Source organism: Candidatus Igneacidithiobacillus taiwanensis, assembly GCF_031962545.1.
In the GTDB taxonomy this organism is placed as follows: domain Bacteria; phylum Pseudomonadota; class Gammaproteobacteria; order Acidithiobacillales; family Acidithiobacillaceae; genus Igneacidithiobacillus; species Igneacidithiobacillus taiwanensis.
This window is the reverse complement of record NZ_JAVRKK010000003.1, coordinates 54,052-67,680: the sequence shown is the minus strand read 5'-3', so window position 1 is coordinate 67,680 and position 13,629 is coordinate 54,052. Positions and strand designations below refer to the sequence as shown.

14 protein-coding genes are annotated in these 13,629 nt (G+C 62.2%); 5 read left to right on the top strand and 9 right to left on the bottom strand.

All coding sequences use genetic code 11. The features are described from left to right. Positions 1-55 precede the first annotated feature (55 nt). The 6 genes from RTI30_RS01175 to RTI30_RS01150 form a co-directional block, all read right to left on the bottom strand. Complete coding sequence (locus RTI30_RS01175) at positions 56-394, bottom strand: DUF3579 domain-containing protein (RefSeq protein WP_312260708.1); 339 nt, start codon at positions 392-394, stop codon at positions 56-58. 88 nt (positions 395-482) lie between these two features. Beyond that, on the bottom strand, positions 483-1,364 hold the full coding sequence (gene galU, locus RTI30_RS01170; RefSeq protein WP_312260710.1) for a UTP--glucose-1-phosphate uridylyltransferase GalU: 882 nt from the start codon (positions 1,362-1,364) through the stop codon (positions 483-485). Positions 1,365-1,390: 26 nt separating this feature from the next. Next, positions 1,391-2,059, bottom strand: a complete 669-nt coding sequence (locus RTI30_RS01165; protein ID WP_312260712.1) for a DUF502 domain-containing protein — start codon at positions 2,057-2,059, stop codon at positions 1,391-1,393. A 75-nt stretch (positions 2,060-2,134) separates the two neighbouring features. Beyond that, a complete protein-coding gene (locus RTI30_RS01160) occupies positions 2,135-3,517 on the bottom strand; it encodes a sigma-54 dependent transcriptional regulator (protein WP_312260714.1) in 1,383 nt (460 codons plus the stop codon). Beyond that, positions 3,517-3,996 carry a hypothetical protein gene (locus tag RTI30_RS01155; RefSeq protein WP_312260716.1) on the bottom strand — a complete coding sequence of 160 codons (480 nt, stop codon included), beginning with the start codon at positions 3,994-3,996 and terminating at the stop codon, positions 3,517-3,519. Before RTI30_RS01155 ends, RTI30_RS01160 begins: the two co-directional genes overlap by 1 nt. After that, a complete protein-coding gene (locus RTI30_RS01150; RefSeq protein WP_312260717.1) occupies positions 3,989-5,452 on the bottom strand; it encodes a HAMP domain-containing sensor histidine kinase in 1,464 nt (487 codons plus the stop codon). Before RTI30_RS01150 ends, RTI30_RS01155 begins: the two co-directional genes overlap by 8 nt. 166 nt (positions 5,453-5,618) lie before the next feature. On the opposite strand from RTI30_RS01150, the gene RTI30_RS01145 reads away from it, so the two are divergent. Then, on the top strand, positions 5,619-6,131 hold the full coding sequence (locus RTI30_RS01145; protein WP_312260719.1) for a hypothetical protein: 513 nt from the start codon (positions 5,619-5,621) through the stop codon (positions 6,129-6,131). Here RTI30_RS01145 and recN read toward each other — a convergent pair. From recN to RTI30_RS01130, 3 genes are read right to left on the bottom strand one after another with little or no spacing between them, the layout of a single operon-like run. Beyond that, positions 6,120-7,793, bottom strand: coding sequence for a DNA repair protein RecN (gene recN, locus RTI30_RS01140; protein ID WP_312260721.1), 1,674 nt, complete (start codon positions 7,791-7,793; stop codon positions 6,120-6,122). The genes RTI30_RS01145 and recN overlap by 12 nt on opposite strands. Continuing rightward, positions 7,793-8,668 (bottom strand): NAD(+)/NADH kinase, encoded by an 876-nt coding sequence (locus RTI30_RS01135; protein ID WP_312260723.1) that lies wholly within the window; start codon positions 8,666-8,668, stop codon positions 7,793-7,795. The genes recN and RTI30_RS01135 overlap by 1 nt, the downstream gene beginning before the upstream one ends. 13 nt (positions 8,669-8,681) lie before the next feature. Continuing rightward, a complete protein-coding gene (locus RTI30_RS01130; protein ID WP_312260725.1) occupies positions 8,682-9,041 on the bottom strand; it encodes a superinfection immunity protein in 360 nt (119 codons plus the stop codon). Positions 9,042-9,158: 117 nt separating this feature from the next. On the opposite strand from RTI30_RS01130, the gene RTI30_RS01125 reads away from it, so the two are divergent. The 4 genes from RTI30_RS01125 to mutY are packed head-to-tail and all read left to right on the top strand — an operon-like array spanning position 9,159 to position 13,411. Beyond that, positions 9,159-9,425, top strand: a complete 267-nt coding sequence (locus RTI30_RS01125; RefSeq protein WP_312260726.1) for an HPr family phosphocarrier protein — start codon at positions 9,159-9,161, stop codon at positions 9,423-9,425. Continuing rightward, positions 9,422-11,140: a phosphoenolpyruvate--protein phosphotransferase gene (gene ptsP, locus RTI30_RS01120; protein ID WP_312260728.1), complete on the top strand. Its 1,719-nt coding sequence runs from the start codon at positions 9,422-9,424 to the stop codon at positions 11,138-11,140. The genes RTI30_RS01125 and ptsP overlap by 4 nt, the downstream gene beginning before the upstream one ends. Next, entirely contained in the window at positions 11,100-12,371 is a 1,272-nt protein-coding gene (locus tag RTI30_RS01115; protein ID WP_312260730.1) for a hypothetical protein, read from the top strand. The genes ptsP and RTI30_RS01115 overlap by 41 nt, the downstream gene beginning before the upstream one ends. Then, positions 12,368-13,411, top strand: coding sequence for an A/G-specific adenine glycosylase (gene mutY, locus RTI30_RS01110; protein ID WP_312260731.1), 1,044 nt, complete (start codon positions 12,368-12,370; stop codon positions 13,409-13,411). The genes RTI30_RS01115 and mutY overlap by 4 nt, the downstream gene beginning before the upstream one ends. Positions 13,412-13,629 lie beyond the last annotated feature (218 nt).

The window sequence follows — 13,629 nt, the reverse complement described above, 5'->3', positions numbered from 1 at the left end:
CCGATGCTGGCAAAGAGGAGATAGGCAAAGCGCCGCCGCGCCCTTGGCTCGATGCTCATGTGGACGGGCGCCGGGAATCGCCCTTGGCGTGCTGCTCGGATTTTTGGGCGGCACGGCGCTCGGCCAGGGTGCCCACTTCGTAGTGGATGAGCAGACGATTTTCCTTGGCGAAGTGGAGGATTTCTTTGTAGGCCTCGGGGCGGATCTGTTCCAGCTCCTCATCCATGATGATCGCCGCATTGCCATTGATAGTGGCAGGCTCGATCATCGGCAGGTAGTGGATCTTGTGGTCGCTGCCAAAATGCGCCAAGCCCACTCCCTCGATGAGCATCTCTGCCCAAGCCGAGGGACGAAACTTAGCACCTTTGTCATTGACACCCTCGATGATGATCATGACGCCCCCTTTTCCTTCAGCGCGCCATAGCATAACCCAAGAGTCGTCGGAGCGGAAAAGCGCGAGCGAAGGAAGGACGGCTGCCGCATCAGTTGTCTTGCGCGAGCTGGAAGTCTTCTAGGAATTCGGCAAAGGCCGAACCGATTTCTGGATGACGCAGAGCGAAGTTGACGGTGGCCTGCAGGTAGCCGAGCTTGTCGCCGCAGTCGAAGCGCCGGCCCCGAAAACGGTAGGCGAGCACCTGCCGCTCGCCAAGCAGCTTGGCGATGGCATCGGTGAGCTGAATCTCGCCACCCGCACCCGTCGTCGTATTTTCGAGAAAGTGAAAAATGCGCGCCGGTAGAATGTAGCGCCCCACCACGCCCAGATTGGAGGGAGCCTCTTCCGGCTTGGGCTTTTCGACGATGCGGCTGACCTGATAGATCTGTTCATCCCAGGCGCGCGCCTCGACTACACCATAGCGGGTGCTGTGCTCGTAAGGGATCTCCTCGACTCCGAGAATACCAGCCTGGTAGCGGTGATGCTGCTCGACCATCTGCGCCAATACCGGCTCATCCGCCAGCATCAGGTCGTCGGCGAGGAGGACGGCAAAGGGCTCTTCGCCTACCACCGGGCGCGCCATCGATACCGCATGTCCAAGACCCAAGGGATAGGGCTGGCGCAGATGGATGATGCTGATGTGGCTGGGCACAATGGCCCGCACCTGTTCCAAGAGGGCGTTCTTGCCCTTTTTCTCGAGTTCGACCTCGAGCTCGTAGGAAACGTCGAAGTGATCGGCAATGGCCCGCTTACCGCGCCCGGTGATGAAGATCATCTGGTCGCAACCGGCGGCAATCGCCTCTTCTACCGCATATTGGATCAGGGGTTTGTCGACCACCGGCAGCATTTCCTTGGGGCTTGCCTTGGTGGCGGGCAGGAAGCGAGTGCCAAGCCCCGCCACCGGGAAAACTGCCTTACGTACGCGATCCATGCTTCCTCCATTGGGTTGATGAATGGTCAATCGACTTCTTGTGGCTGCTGCTCCGGCAGCACCCTTTCCCGCGCTGTTCGCCCACTGCCCACACCGCCGGCCATGGCAAAGCGCAAGGCCTGCTGCGGGCTCATTTCGGGCAAGGGAATGACGCGGCTGCGCGGCACCACGCAAGTGAATCCGCCCACCCCATAACTCATGGGAACAAAGACGGCGATGCAGTCTTCGTCGGCAATGCTGGATAGTTCCGGAAGCTGGTCGCGGGTGACCAATCCAACGAGATAGCCCATGTCGCCTTCTTGCCGCAGTAACACAGCACTGCGAAAGCCGCGTTCCTTGCCGCCAAAGAGGAGCTCGACGGTCTCCTGAATGGTGCTGTAAAGACTGTGCAGAACGGGAATGCGCTCGAGTAGGGCATTGAGGCGCTCAAAAATCCAGGCGGTGAAAACGTGCGAGGCAAGAAAGCCGACGGCAAAGATGCAGAGCAGGGTGAGAATGATGCCGAGGCCGGGGATGTCCATACCAAAAATGGCGTGGATGGGGGCGGCAAAAATGCTATCGACCCAACCGCCCACCACGAGCACCACGTAAATGGTCAGTCCAATTGGCAAAGAAATGAGCAGACCTTGGATGAACCAGCGGCGCGGATGCCAACGCCGCTGCAGGGTCATCTTTGGGTTGGGCAAGGGCAGCATCAGTTTGGGGGCCTCGTTGAACTTCGTGCGCGCTAAGTATAAACGCGACTGTACCGCAAGATCATCCGCGGGTCGCTATGCCTCCGTATCGCCCTTGAAGTCCTCGGGGCGTAAGCCATGCTTGCGTAGCAGCTTGTAGAGGTCGGTGCGATGGCGCCCGGCAATGCGCGCAGCGCGCGAGATGTTGCCGTCGGTACTGTGCAGTAGGGTCTGCAGGTACTGCCGCTCGAAGGCGGCACGCGCCTCGTGCAACTGGGCAAAGGCGGGAGTCTCGGCGCCGCGACCCGGATCCGGAATGGCGGCAGCCTTGATCCAGCCGTCGGGGCTCAAGGCAAGCGCCTGGGTGACGGCATTCTCGAGTTCGCGCACATTGCCGGGCCAGGGACGCTGCAGAAGTTTGTCGAGGGCGCCGGAGTCGAAGCCTTGGATCTCGCGTCCCAGACGACTGGCCTCGCGATCGAGAAAATATTGGGCGAGTAGCAAAATATCCTCGGGACGCTCGGCGAGGCTGGGAACCCGCAAGGGCACCACGTAAAGACGATAGTAGAGATCTTCGCGGAACTTGCCGGCAGCGAGCAGGGCGTGGATGTCCTGATGGGTGGCACTGATGATGCGCAGGTCGACGGGATACTCTGCGCGACCACCGACCGGACGCACCTGCCCCTCCTGCAGCACCCGCAATAGCTTGACCTGGAGGGCCAGGGGGAGGTCGGCGACTTCGTCGAGAAATAGCGTGCCGCCATGGGCGCTGCGCAGTAAGCCCATATGGTCGGCACCGGCGCCGGTAAAAGCCCCTTTCACATGGCCGAAGAGCTCACTTTCGGCTAGGTCGGGGGCGATGGCGCCACAATTGATGGCGACAAAGGGGCCGTCCTTGCGGGTGCTGGCCAGATGAATGGCGCGCGCCACCCGTTCCTTTCCTGCACCGCTCTCGCCACTGAGGAAGACACTGGCTTGGGTCGGTGCCACGCGGGTTACATCGGCCATCAGGTCGGCCATGGCGCGGCTGTGATAGAGCAGGCTACGATTGGCCTGCTGGCGCAAAGTCTCCCGCAGGCGGGAGGTTTCCTGGCGGCTCTGCCGCTGCTCTAGAGCAGATTGGATCAGCTCCTGCAGTTCCTGATGCTGGAAGGGTTTGGCCAGATAGCCGAAGGCGTTGGCGCGCATGGCGGCAACGGCATTGGGGATGCTGCCGTGGGCGGTGAGGAGTAGAACCGGCAATTCTGGATCTCTTTCCTGCACCTGCTGCAGCAAATCCATGCCGTCGATATCGGGCATGCGCAGATCGCTGATCACCAAATCGGGAAGCTGCTGCTCCAGTTGTTGCAGAAGCAGGGTCGGATGACGAAAACTATGCACCTGATGTCCCTCACTCTCCAACCAGAGACTGAGTACGCGTAGAAAATCCGGATCGTCATCAACCACAAAAATGGTGGCTAGGGAGAGTTCTTCGCTCACTAGTGTTTTCCTTGCAGGCTCTTCTGCGCCTCCGACTGCAACAACGAGTTGAGGCGGTCTAGCTGCTGTTTTTGCGCAGTATTTTCGGCCTTCAGATGCGCGATTTGCGCTGCCAGGGTATTGTTTGCCGCACTGTCTGGGCAAGAGCGCGGCGCTGGCGCCGGTTGCTGCCAAGACGCCAGCAAATTGCGCCAAGGCTGTACCTCTTGGGCCATCTCAGGATTTTGCGCCGCCATGGCGAGTTCCGAACGCGCCGCAGCAATGGCATTGGGCGTGAGAGGTTGCGCCTGTAGATAATGGCGGGCGAGATCGAGATGAATCTGCGCGCAGGCGTAAGAACTTGCCGCGCCGCAGTGGGCCAGCGACTGCAGCAGGCGGGCCTGGGTAGACACGGTGGTAGTGGGCGCGGGAGGCAGCCGTTGGGCACAGGCGCTCAGCAAGAGGATGGCAGCAAGAACGGCAAGCAGGTGCTTAGGCATTGCCATCCGCCGCGGGCAACCAGAACTCTGCCACAAGCCCTGGGCAGACATTGCGGAGCCTTATGCGTCCGCCCTGTGCCTCGACGAGCTCCCGGGCGATCGGCAGCCCGAGCCCGGTTCCCTTGCTCAGAGCCCCCTTCTCCGGCACTTGAAAAAATTCCTCGAAGACCTTCTCCAGCATGGATTCCGGAATGCCTTTGCCATAATCGCGTACGGCAAAGTGTATCTCGTTGCCTTCCGCATCGACAGTCAATTCCACGAGGCTCTCCGCCGGGGCATATTTATAGGCATTGGTGAGTAGATTGCTGAGGATTTGCGCCAGACGCTGCGGATCGGCACGCACTGCACGCTGACTGCGGCAAGCAATCTGCAGCCGCTGTTTTTTCTGCTCAAGCAGGGAGCGAAAGCGCCGCTCGAGCTCGTGCAGCAGAGTTTCCGGGGCGAGGGTTTCGATCTGGTAGTCGAGGCTGCGGGCGCGCAGGGCGTGCAGGTCGAGCATCTCCTGAATGGCAATGAAGAGCTCCTGCATTTGCCGCGTAATGATTTCGAGGATTTCCCGTTGCCGCGTGTCGAGGGCGCCAAAGCGCTCACTGAGGAGCAATTCCGCCCCCGAACGTGCCGAGGCCAGGGGTGTTTTGAGTTCATGGGAAATTTGGCTGAGAAAGAGATGGCGCAATTTCTCTTCCTCTTCCAGCCGTTCTTGCATGAGGGTAATGCTGTTGGCAATGGCGCGCAGTTCGGGCGGCCCGACCTCGGCAACCTGGGCGCTCTTGCCGCTGGCGATGTCTTCGAGGGCGGCACGGATGGTCGCCAGCGGTCGACTGAGGCTGACCTTGACTCGCCAGGTCACCACAATGGCGAGCATTGCACTAAAAAAGACCAGGGCAAGGATGAGCCAAGTAGCGTGTTGCCGCGCCAGCGCAGCACGTGCTGCCTCTTTTTGGAACAGTTGCTGCAACAAGGTGCGCAGTTGCTGGAGACCCGTATCGAGCTGCTCTTGCTGTAGCGGTTTGGCTGCACTCGTAGAAAAACTTTGCAGCTGCGCCTGCATGTTGCGCACAACGGCCGCAATCTGCGGGTGCTGGTCCAACTGCGGGAGCAGGCCAGCAAGTTGTTCCTGCTCCTTTTGCAGCAGGTCGTTACTGATTTTTCGGTATCCCTGGCCGGGCAAGAGCGCGCCCAGGCGTAGGTAGAATTCTGCCTGCTGCTGCAGGGCTTCGATGCGCAGGATGTCGCGCTGTAGGGGAATGGCGACTTGCAGCAAAGTGTCGCTACTTTCCTGCAGGGTGCGCACCGCCTGCAGGGCGAGGGCACTGATGGCACTGACGGCCAGAAACACCGCGAGAGCGACCCAGAGTACCCGCCGTAGCAGCGAGCTCGGTCGACGCTCCCGCGTTGCCGCCACGGTTGCGGTCGAAGGGAAGGAGCTGGGTAGACTGGCCTGGATATCTTGCATGATCCTCAGTCTACTGCTTCCCCGTATTTTCGCTACTGTAGTCGATTGGCCACGCGCAGTTTTGGGGAGCTGTGGCGTAATTCACTGATTCGTATGCTTACAAGGCGGTGGCATATGGATTGCATTAGAAAAACCGCATATTCTGATGCAACAAAGGAGGCCACCGATGCAACTCTTCACTCTGGAAAGATCTGGTCTGGGCAATCGTTATGCTCTCATCAGCCGCGCGCAAGAAATCCTGCTCTTGGATTTTCATGCCCTTACCCTGGAAGAGGATCTGGATCGCGTTCTCGAGCACCTTCCCGAACCGCGGAGCGTGGCAATCCTGCAGACCCGGCGTGCGCCCGCCTTGGGTACGGCGCGCGAGCGGCTGCAGTTGCTCCTGCCCGAGGCCACGGCCTTGGGGCCGGATGATGACATCTCTGCCCTCGAACCGCTGCGGATGGAAGGGGGGTTGCTACAGATCCTGCCACTCGGGAATGGCTACTGGGGTTATCGCATGGGAGAGTATCTCTTTCTTGGCGCGGTGCGCGACGCCCTCGGGCGCTGGCGGGGTGATGCCGCGGGCCGTAGTCTGCTCGCCCAGGCGGAGCCGGGCCGGCGGCGGCTCTGGGCCTTCCCGGCGGCGGCAGAGGGAATCGTCGATTTGGCGGCGGTGCGCGCGGGCCTAGCCGCCTAGGTCTTGGCTGGCATCCGCCAGCAGTTTGTGGGCGGCAGCATGGATGCTTGCGTCGATTTTGCTACCGCCAAGCATACGGGCGATCTCATCGCTGCGCGTTTGGGCATCGAGAAGGCGTATGCGGCTTTCGGTTTGCCCATCCTGCACCGACTTTTCGACCAGCAAGTGTTGATGACCATGGGCTGCCACCTGCGGTAAGTGAGTGACGCAGAGCACCTGGTGCGTGCGCCCAAGCTGGCGCAGCAGGCGGCCGATGCGCTCGGCGACGGCGCCGCCAACGCCAACGTCCACTTCGTCAAAAATCAGTGTTTCTATGCCCTCGAGCTGCAGGAGCACCTGCAAAGCGAGGCTGACACGCGCCAACTCGCCGCCCGAGGCAACCTCGGCAAGGGGCTGGGCGGGGTGGCCGGGATTGACGGAAATCCAAATCTGCAGCACATCCCAGCCTTGCGCTCGCCAGTGCGCCTCCCCGGACTGGGCTTCGAGCCGCAACTCGACCACCGCGTGCTGCATGCCCAAGGCCCGTACCTGCTCTTGCAGGGCCTGCGCGAGTTTTGGCGCGGCGGCGGCACGAGTCCGGCTCAATGCGGCGGCCGCTGCGGCGTATTGGCGCCGGTGTTGTTCGAGTTTTGCTGCGGCCTCGGCCAGCGGATCGCCGCCGCCCTCTGCGGCGGTAAACTCCTCCTCGAGCTCGGCAAGCAGGGCAAGGAGGCCGTCTAGATCGCGGCGATGCTTGCGCTGCAGATCCTGGAGCTCCTGCAAGCGTCGAGCGATGCTTTCCAGGCGTTCGGGATCGGCCTCGAGCTGATGCAGATAGCCGCGCAGTTCCTCGACTACGGCGCCGGCTTGAATCGTCGCCTCTTCCAGCAGTGTCGTTGTCTCTTGCAGGCGCGCGTCTTTCTGCCGAGCCTGCTGGAGGCCGCGCTGTGCCTCCCCGAGGCGTCGTAGGGCGCCATCATCGCTGTCGAGGGCGAGGAGGGCTTGGTCGACACCGGCACGGATCTGCTCAACGGCAGCCAAACGCCGCTCTTCGTCTTGCAATTCTTCCCACTCTCCTGGCCGCAGCTTGGCCTGCCGCAGTTCCTGTAGCAGAAACTGTCGCCACTCCCGTTGCGAGGCGTCCTGGGACTGGGCGGCTTGGCGTTCTTGCCAATGCTGTAGGGCATCGCGCCACTGCCGCCAAAGGGCGGCAAGTTGGGTCAGGGTGGCTTCGCTGTCGGCAAAACGGTCCAGTAGTGCCAGTTGCCGCTCGGGCTTGAGCAATTGCAGATGCGCGTGTTGCCCCAAAATATCGAGGAGCAGGCCGCCGAGTTCCCGCGCCTGTTGGCTGCTGATGGCGCGACCATTGAGAAAAAGACGGCTGCGCCCTTGCAGTGGCAGGATGCGGCGTAGAATCAGCGTATCTTCGGCGGGCAGGCCTTGCTCTTCCAACCAGCGATCCGTCGCCTCGTTGCCGCTGAAACTGCCGAGGATTTCCGCCTGCTTGGCGCCGTGCCGCACCATCTGCGGCGTGCCCTTGTCGCCCAGCAGGAGGGCGATGGCATCGATGAGGATGGACTTTCCCGCTCCCGTCTCGCCGGTCAGCACCGTCAGGCCGCTGCCTAAACTGATATCCAGGGAGCGGATCAGGGCAAAATCGCGAATCTGTAAATCGAGCAGCATCAGTCCTCGCCAGGGGGTTCGGCCCAGTGCAGTTTGTCGCGCAGGATGGCGAAAAAGTCCTGCTCCCGCGGGTGGAGGAATACGGCATCGCAATCTGCCCGCTGCACGTGGATCTCGTCGCCGGCAACCATGGGGAAGGAATTGTGGCTATCGAGGCTGAGGGCGGCCGGATGACGGGCGGCACTGAGGCGAAAGCGCAAGGGTAGATGATCGGGCAGGACGATGGGGCGGGTGCTCAGGGTATGGGGGCAGATGGGCACCAGCAACAGGGCGCTGAGCTCGGGGGTGAGAATGGGACCGCCGGCGGAGAGCGCGTAGGCAGTGGAGCCGGTGGGGGTGGAGAGAATCAGGCCATCGGCACGCTCGGTGTAGAGTTGTTTGCCGCCGAGCTGCACTTGCAACTCGATCATGCTCTCGCCACAGCCCTTGTGGACGAAGACCTCATTGAGGGCAAGACCGGCGCCCACCCGCGCCCCTTCTCGCCACAGCTCGGCACGAAGCACGCTACGTTTCTCCTTACGGTAATCGCCCTGCAGAATTGCGGGCAGGGTACGAGCGATGTCTTGGAGCGAAATATCGGCCAAAAAGCCGAGCCGTCCCAGATTGATGCCGAGGATGGGTACATTGCGTCCGGCAAGCTCGCGGGCGCTGCTGAGCAGGGTACCGTCGCCGCCGAGGGCAATGACTAGGTCCTGCGGCGTTGCCTCGTTGAGGCTACTGAAGACGGGAAGATTGGGAAAATGTTCCCGATAGCGGGCATCGATGCGTAGATCGCAGCCCCAGCTGCGCAGGGCTTCGGCGAGCTGGGCGAGGGCGGGTAGGGCGCTGCTGTCGCGATACTTGCCGAGGAGAAAGATGCGCGCAAAGGCGGTCATGGAAATCTTTTCCTCATTGCTGTAGCGGGTGGCCGCAGTGGCTGCAGAACTGGTCGGCAGGGCCAACGCTCTGGCCACATTGCGGGCAGTAGGCGATGGGTGCTGGCGCGCTGGTCAATGCCGGAGGCGCCGGCGCGGGGAAGAAAGGTGCGGGCGCTGGTTCTTTTTTGTCGTCCACCAAAGCCCAAATGAGAGAGCCGAGCCAGCCGACCAGGCTCCAACCAAGAAAGAGATTGAGCAGAAAGATGGCCAGAAAATTGTGCGCCGAGCGGGAGTAGGCAATGACGCTGGGGATGAAGTATATCGCGGTCCCAACCACGATCATGAAGATGATGGCAATCATCATCCAAGCTCCCAGGTATGCGTGATCCATGCTTCCTCCGGTCAGTCCCGAAGCAATTATTCCACAAGCGCGTCGCCCCGGCGACTTGGCCCCTTGCCGTCCTGGCGCTATGCTGCCAAACAGAACTTTTTGTAAAGGAATCCGGTAATGCGCGTCGAATTTCCCATCATCAATCGCCTCGGTCTGCATGCCCGCGCCTCGGCAAAATTCGTCAGCATCTCCGCGCGCTACCCTTGTCAGGTATGGCTGGAGCGGGATGGGCATCGGGTCAATGGCAAGAGCATCATGGGCTTGATGACGTTGGCAGCGAGCCAGGGCACCGTGCTCACCCTGGAAACCGAGGGCGAGCAGGAAGCCGAGTGCAGCGCCGCCCTCTGCGCCTTGGCCGCCAACTATTTTGGAGAGGGCGAGTGACCTTCGAACTGGCAGGTATCGGCGCGGCGGCGGGCATTGCCATTGGCACCGCCGTGGTGCTCGAGCCGGCTGCCATCGAAATTCCCGACTACAGCATTGCCGCGGCCGATGTGGATGCCGAGGAACAGCGCCTGCGCGGCGCCCTTGCCTTGGCGCGGGATGAGTTGCTGCGGGTGCGTGAGGCGATTCCCCGCGATGCCCCCCAAGACACCCGGCTCTTCATCGACGCCCACCTGCTCATGCTCGACGACCCTGCCCTGCGCGATCGGCCCATTCGTCTCATTCGCGAACAGCGCCGCAATGCCGCCTGGGCCCTGCATCATGAACGCGAGCGTCTTCTCGAAGTCTTTGCGCGGATGGAGGACGCCTATCTGCGCAGCCGCAGCGAGGATGTGCTGCAAGTTACGGACCGCGTATTGCGACATCTGGTCGGTGCCCAGGTGGCGCAGCTGGCGGCGGCAGACCGGATCATCGTCGCCGCGGAACTGAGCCCTGCCGACACAGTTCTCCTCAAAAATGGCTCCGTCCTTGGTTGGGTGACGGATTTTGGTGCTGCTACCTCGCACTCGGCGATTCTGGCGCGTAGCCTCGGCCTGCCGGCGGTGGTTGGCACCCACCAGGCAACCCGCTTGCTGCGCAGTGGCGATCAATTGGTGGTGGACGGCGAGAATGGCACGGTGCTCGTCAACCCGAGTCCGGAGTTGCTGGCCGACTACCGCGAAATCCAGGAACGGCGACAACGCCGACGACGTCTGCTCGAAGAGGAGCGAGACCTGCCGGCGATTACCCTCGATGGCACGGCCATTCGCCTCTTTGCCAACATCGAATTGCCCGAGGATGTGGAGGGCGTAAAGCGCAGCAATGCCGAAGGCATCGGCCTCTTCCGCAGCGAGTTTCTCTTCATGAATCGCGCCGACAGTCCCAGCGAAGAAGAGCAATACCAGGCCTTTGCCCGCGTGTTGCGAGAACTGCCGGGCACCGAGATCACCATTCGTTCCGTCGATGTCGGAGCCGATAAGCTGCTTGCCGATAGCGATCTGCAAATCCATGCCCAGGGCCTCAATCCGGCCCTGGGACTGCGCGGTTTGCGTCTATGTTTGCGGCGCCCCGACTGGTTTCGTCGCCACTTGCGCGCCATCCTTCGTGCCTCGGCCCTGGCGCCCTTACGACTGATGCTGCCCATGGTCAGCACCATCCACGAGGTGCAGCAGGTGCGCCAGCTGGTGGGGCAACTGCAGCGCGAGTTGCGTGCCGAGGGGCACGCGGTGGCCGAGCACTTGCCCATCGGCATCATGGTAGAGATCCCTGCCGTTGCCATGGCAGCGCATTGTTTTGCCGAAGTCTCGGATTTTTTCTCTATCGGCACCAACGATCTCACCCAATACGCCCTGGCGGTGGATCGCGGCGATGACGACGTCAACGGCCTGTTCGATCCCCTACATGTAGGGGTGTTGTCGATGATCCAACATACCATTGCTGCTGGTGCGGCGGCGGGCATCCCCGTTGCCATGTGTGGCGAAATGGCCGCCAATCCGCAGTGGACCCCGCTTCTGCTGGGTCTTGGTCTGCGCCAGTTCAGCATGTATCCGGGTGCCATTCCCGAGGTGAAGGCGGCCATTCGTCACTGCGATTTGGAGGAAGCCAAGGTTCTGGCTCTGGCTGCCCTGACCGGAGATGCGGCCATCGCCTCGCCAGCGGATGATGGCGCGCACTGAGCGCTTTGCCTGGCTAGGACTCGCCTTTTTTGTCCTGGTCTTGGCGACGTATGTGGGCGTCGTGGTTGGTGTACCGCGATATCTTTTGGCGCAGGTACTCAGCAACGCCCTGCAAGAGCCGGTCGCCCTCGCCCAAAACCCGCTCGTGACTACCGATGCTTCCGGTTTGACGCTGGAGTTACCGGGGCTGCGGGTCGGCAAACAACTGCTGCAAGTGCAACGTCTGCAGGCTTTCTGGTCGTGGCGAGCAATCCGCCGAGGGCGCTGGTACGATCTGCAATTGCGTCTTGATGCGCCACGCTTGCGCGGCCCTTGGCCCCGTCGCGGCGGCTCTTCTGGGGGATCGCCCACCCTTCCGGCGCGTATCGATATCCACAATGGCGAAGTCACCTGGCCTGTCGGTGGCAAAGAACTGCAGTTGCGCGACTTGCAGCTGCGCTACCAAGCCAAGCAGGGGGGGAGCGTCGATGGCCAACTGCGCTATGGCAGCCAAAGCCTTCGGCTCCATGGTCTCTACCAGATGCCAATGGGAGGCAAGGCGGGCGTGCTACGTGTACATGCCGTGGGCGCCAAGGAAGCTCTGCAGATGGCGGCGCAGCTGCAAACCACGGGCGCCGCCATACGCAGCCAGCAGGGCAAGCTAGACCTGCGTTGGGGAGGGTACACAGGCACCTGGCAATGGCAGGGGCTGCGCTACGTTCCCGGGCGGGAGACCCTGCAGATACAGCACTGGCAGCTGCGGGCGCAGCCGCAGTTGCAAGGGGAGGGCAGTTTTACACTGCACTGGCACAAACCTTTGCGTCTACAAGCCAGGTGGCAGCTGACGAGCGAGAATCTGCCGGCCTGGCTAGCTCTAGCGGGTGTTCAGTCCTTGTCGGCGCAACAACGGGCGGCTCTGGAACCGGCGGCCGTGCAGGGAGAGTTGCGCTGGACCGGCAATGCTGCCATCAGCATCGATAAGCTGCAGGGAATACTTGGCACAACCCACTTTCTGGCACGGCTCGAGCGGCCGACACCCACTGCCCCTTGGGAAGTGTCGGCAACGATCCCGAGGCTGCGGCTTGATCCTTGGTTATCGTCCAGCCCTTCCCGCCGCCCCAAGCCCTTTGCCCTGCCAAGCCTTCCCGCGCAATGGCCGCCCTTGCGCGGCAGCCTCGAGATCGGGGTGCTTTCTTGGGGTAAGTGGCAGGCCAAACAAGTGCGCATTGCCTTGCAGCAGGCGCAGTCATGAAGCGCCCGCCCTTGGCCGAGTTGCTGCTACCTTGGTATGCCGAGGCGGGACGGCATCATTTGCCTTGGCGGCAGAATCGCGACACCTATCGCCTGTACCTTGCCGAGATCATGCTGCAGCAGACCCGGGTAGAGACGGTACAACCCTACTACCAGCGGTTTCTTGCCCGCTTTCCCACTTGGCAGAGTCTGGCTGCGGGCGATCTCGATACGGTTTTGGCCCTGTGGAGCGGCCTCGGCTACTATGCCCGCGCCCGCAATGCCCATGCCGCGGCGCAAAGGGTGGTGCAGGTCTTTGGTGGTGAATTTCCCCATGCCCTGGAGGCGGCAATGACCTTGCCTGGGGTGGGGCGTAGTACCGCCGCTGCGGTGCTCGCCAGCGCCTACGGGCAGCGTCAGGCCATCCTCGATGCCAATGCCCGGCGGGTGCTGTTTCGCTACCATGGGCTGCGCGGCGCGCCGCGAGATGCGGCCAACGAGCGCCGGCTCTGGCAGCTTGCGGAGCAGGAAACCCCCGCGCAAGCTCATGATTATAATCAGGCAATCCAGGATCTGGGGGCCTTGTTCTGCCTTTCCCGCCGTCCTCGTTGTGCAAACTGCCCATTGCAAGGGCCCTGCGCCGGGCCGGAGACTGCACCTGCTGTCGCGTCTCCTCCCGTCAAGCCGCGGCGCCCGGCTTGGTTTTTGTTTGCGCGCAGCGACGATGACCGCGTTCTCCTCGAGCAGCGGCCGCAGCGCGGCATCTGGGGCGGCCTCTGGGCCTTGCCCTGGTTTGTCCCCGCTGATCCTGCCGCCGAGGATTTTACCGCGCTGCAGCAATGGGCCGAGGGAGAGTATGCCGTCCATCTCGAAATCGCTGCTGCGCAACCCTGGCGGCAGCATGTCTTTACGCATTTTCAGCTCGACTATCGGGTCATCGAGGCCCGCCTGCAGGCCTTTGGCATCGCTGAAACCCGTAGCAAAACCTCGCTATTCTCCACCGATCAGCTCGCCACCCTGGCTCTGCCCAGCCCTCTCCGCCGCTTGCTGCTGGGGCACTGATCAGCGTCCATCACTCCCAGAAAAGGGATTAGCGATCGCCCCAGCGCTTCTACCACCGCGTCGGGCAAAGGCGAGGGCAGGGCATTGCCATGAGCGGGGCGGCATCGATTCGCGATGCTGAGCTAGCGATACCGTAGCTCGCACCGGTTTGCCATGGTTCTGGACATCCTCCGAGCCTGTCGCTACCCTCCACAGGCATTGCTGCAGCGGTGGTCGCT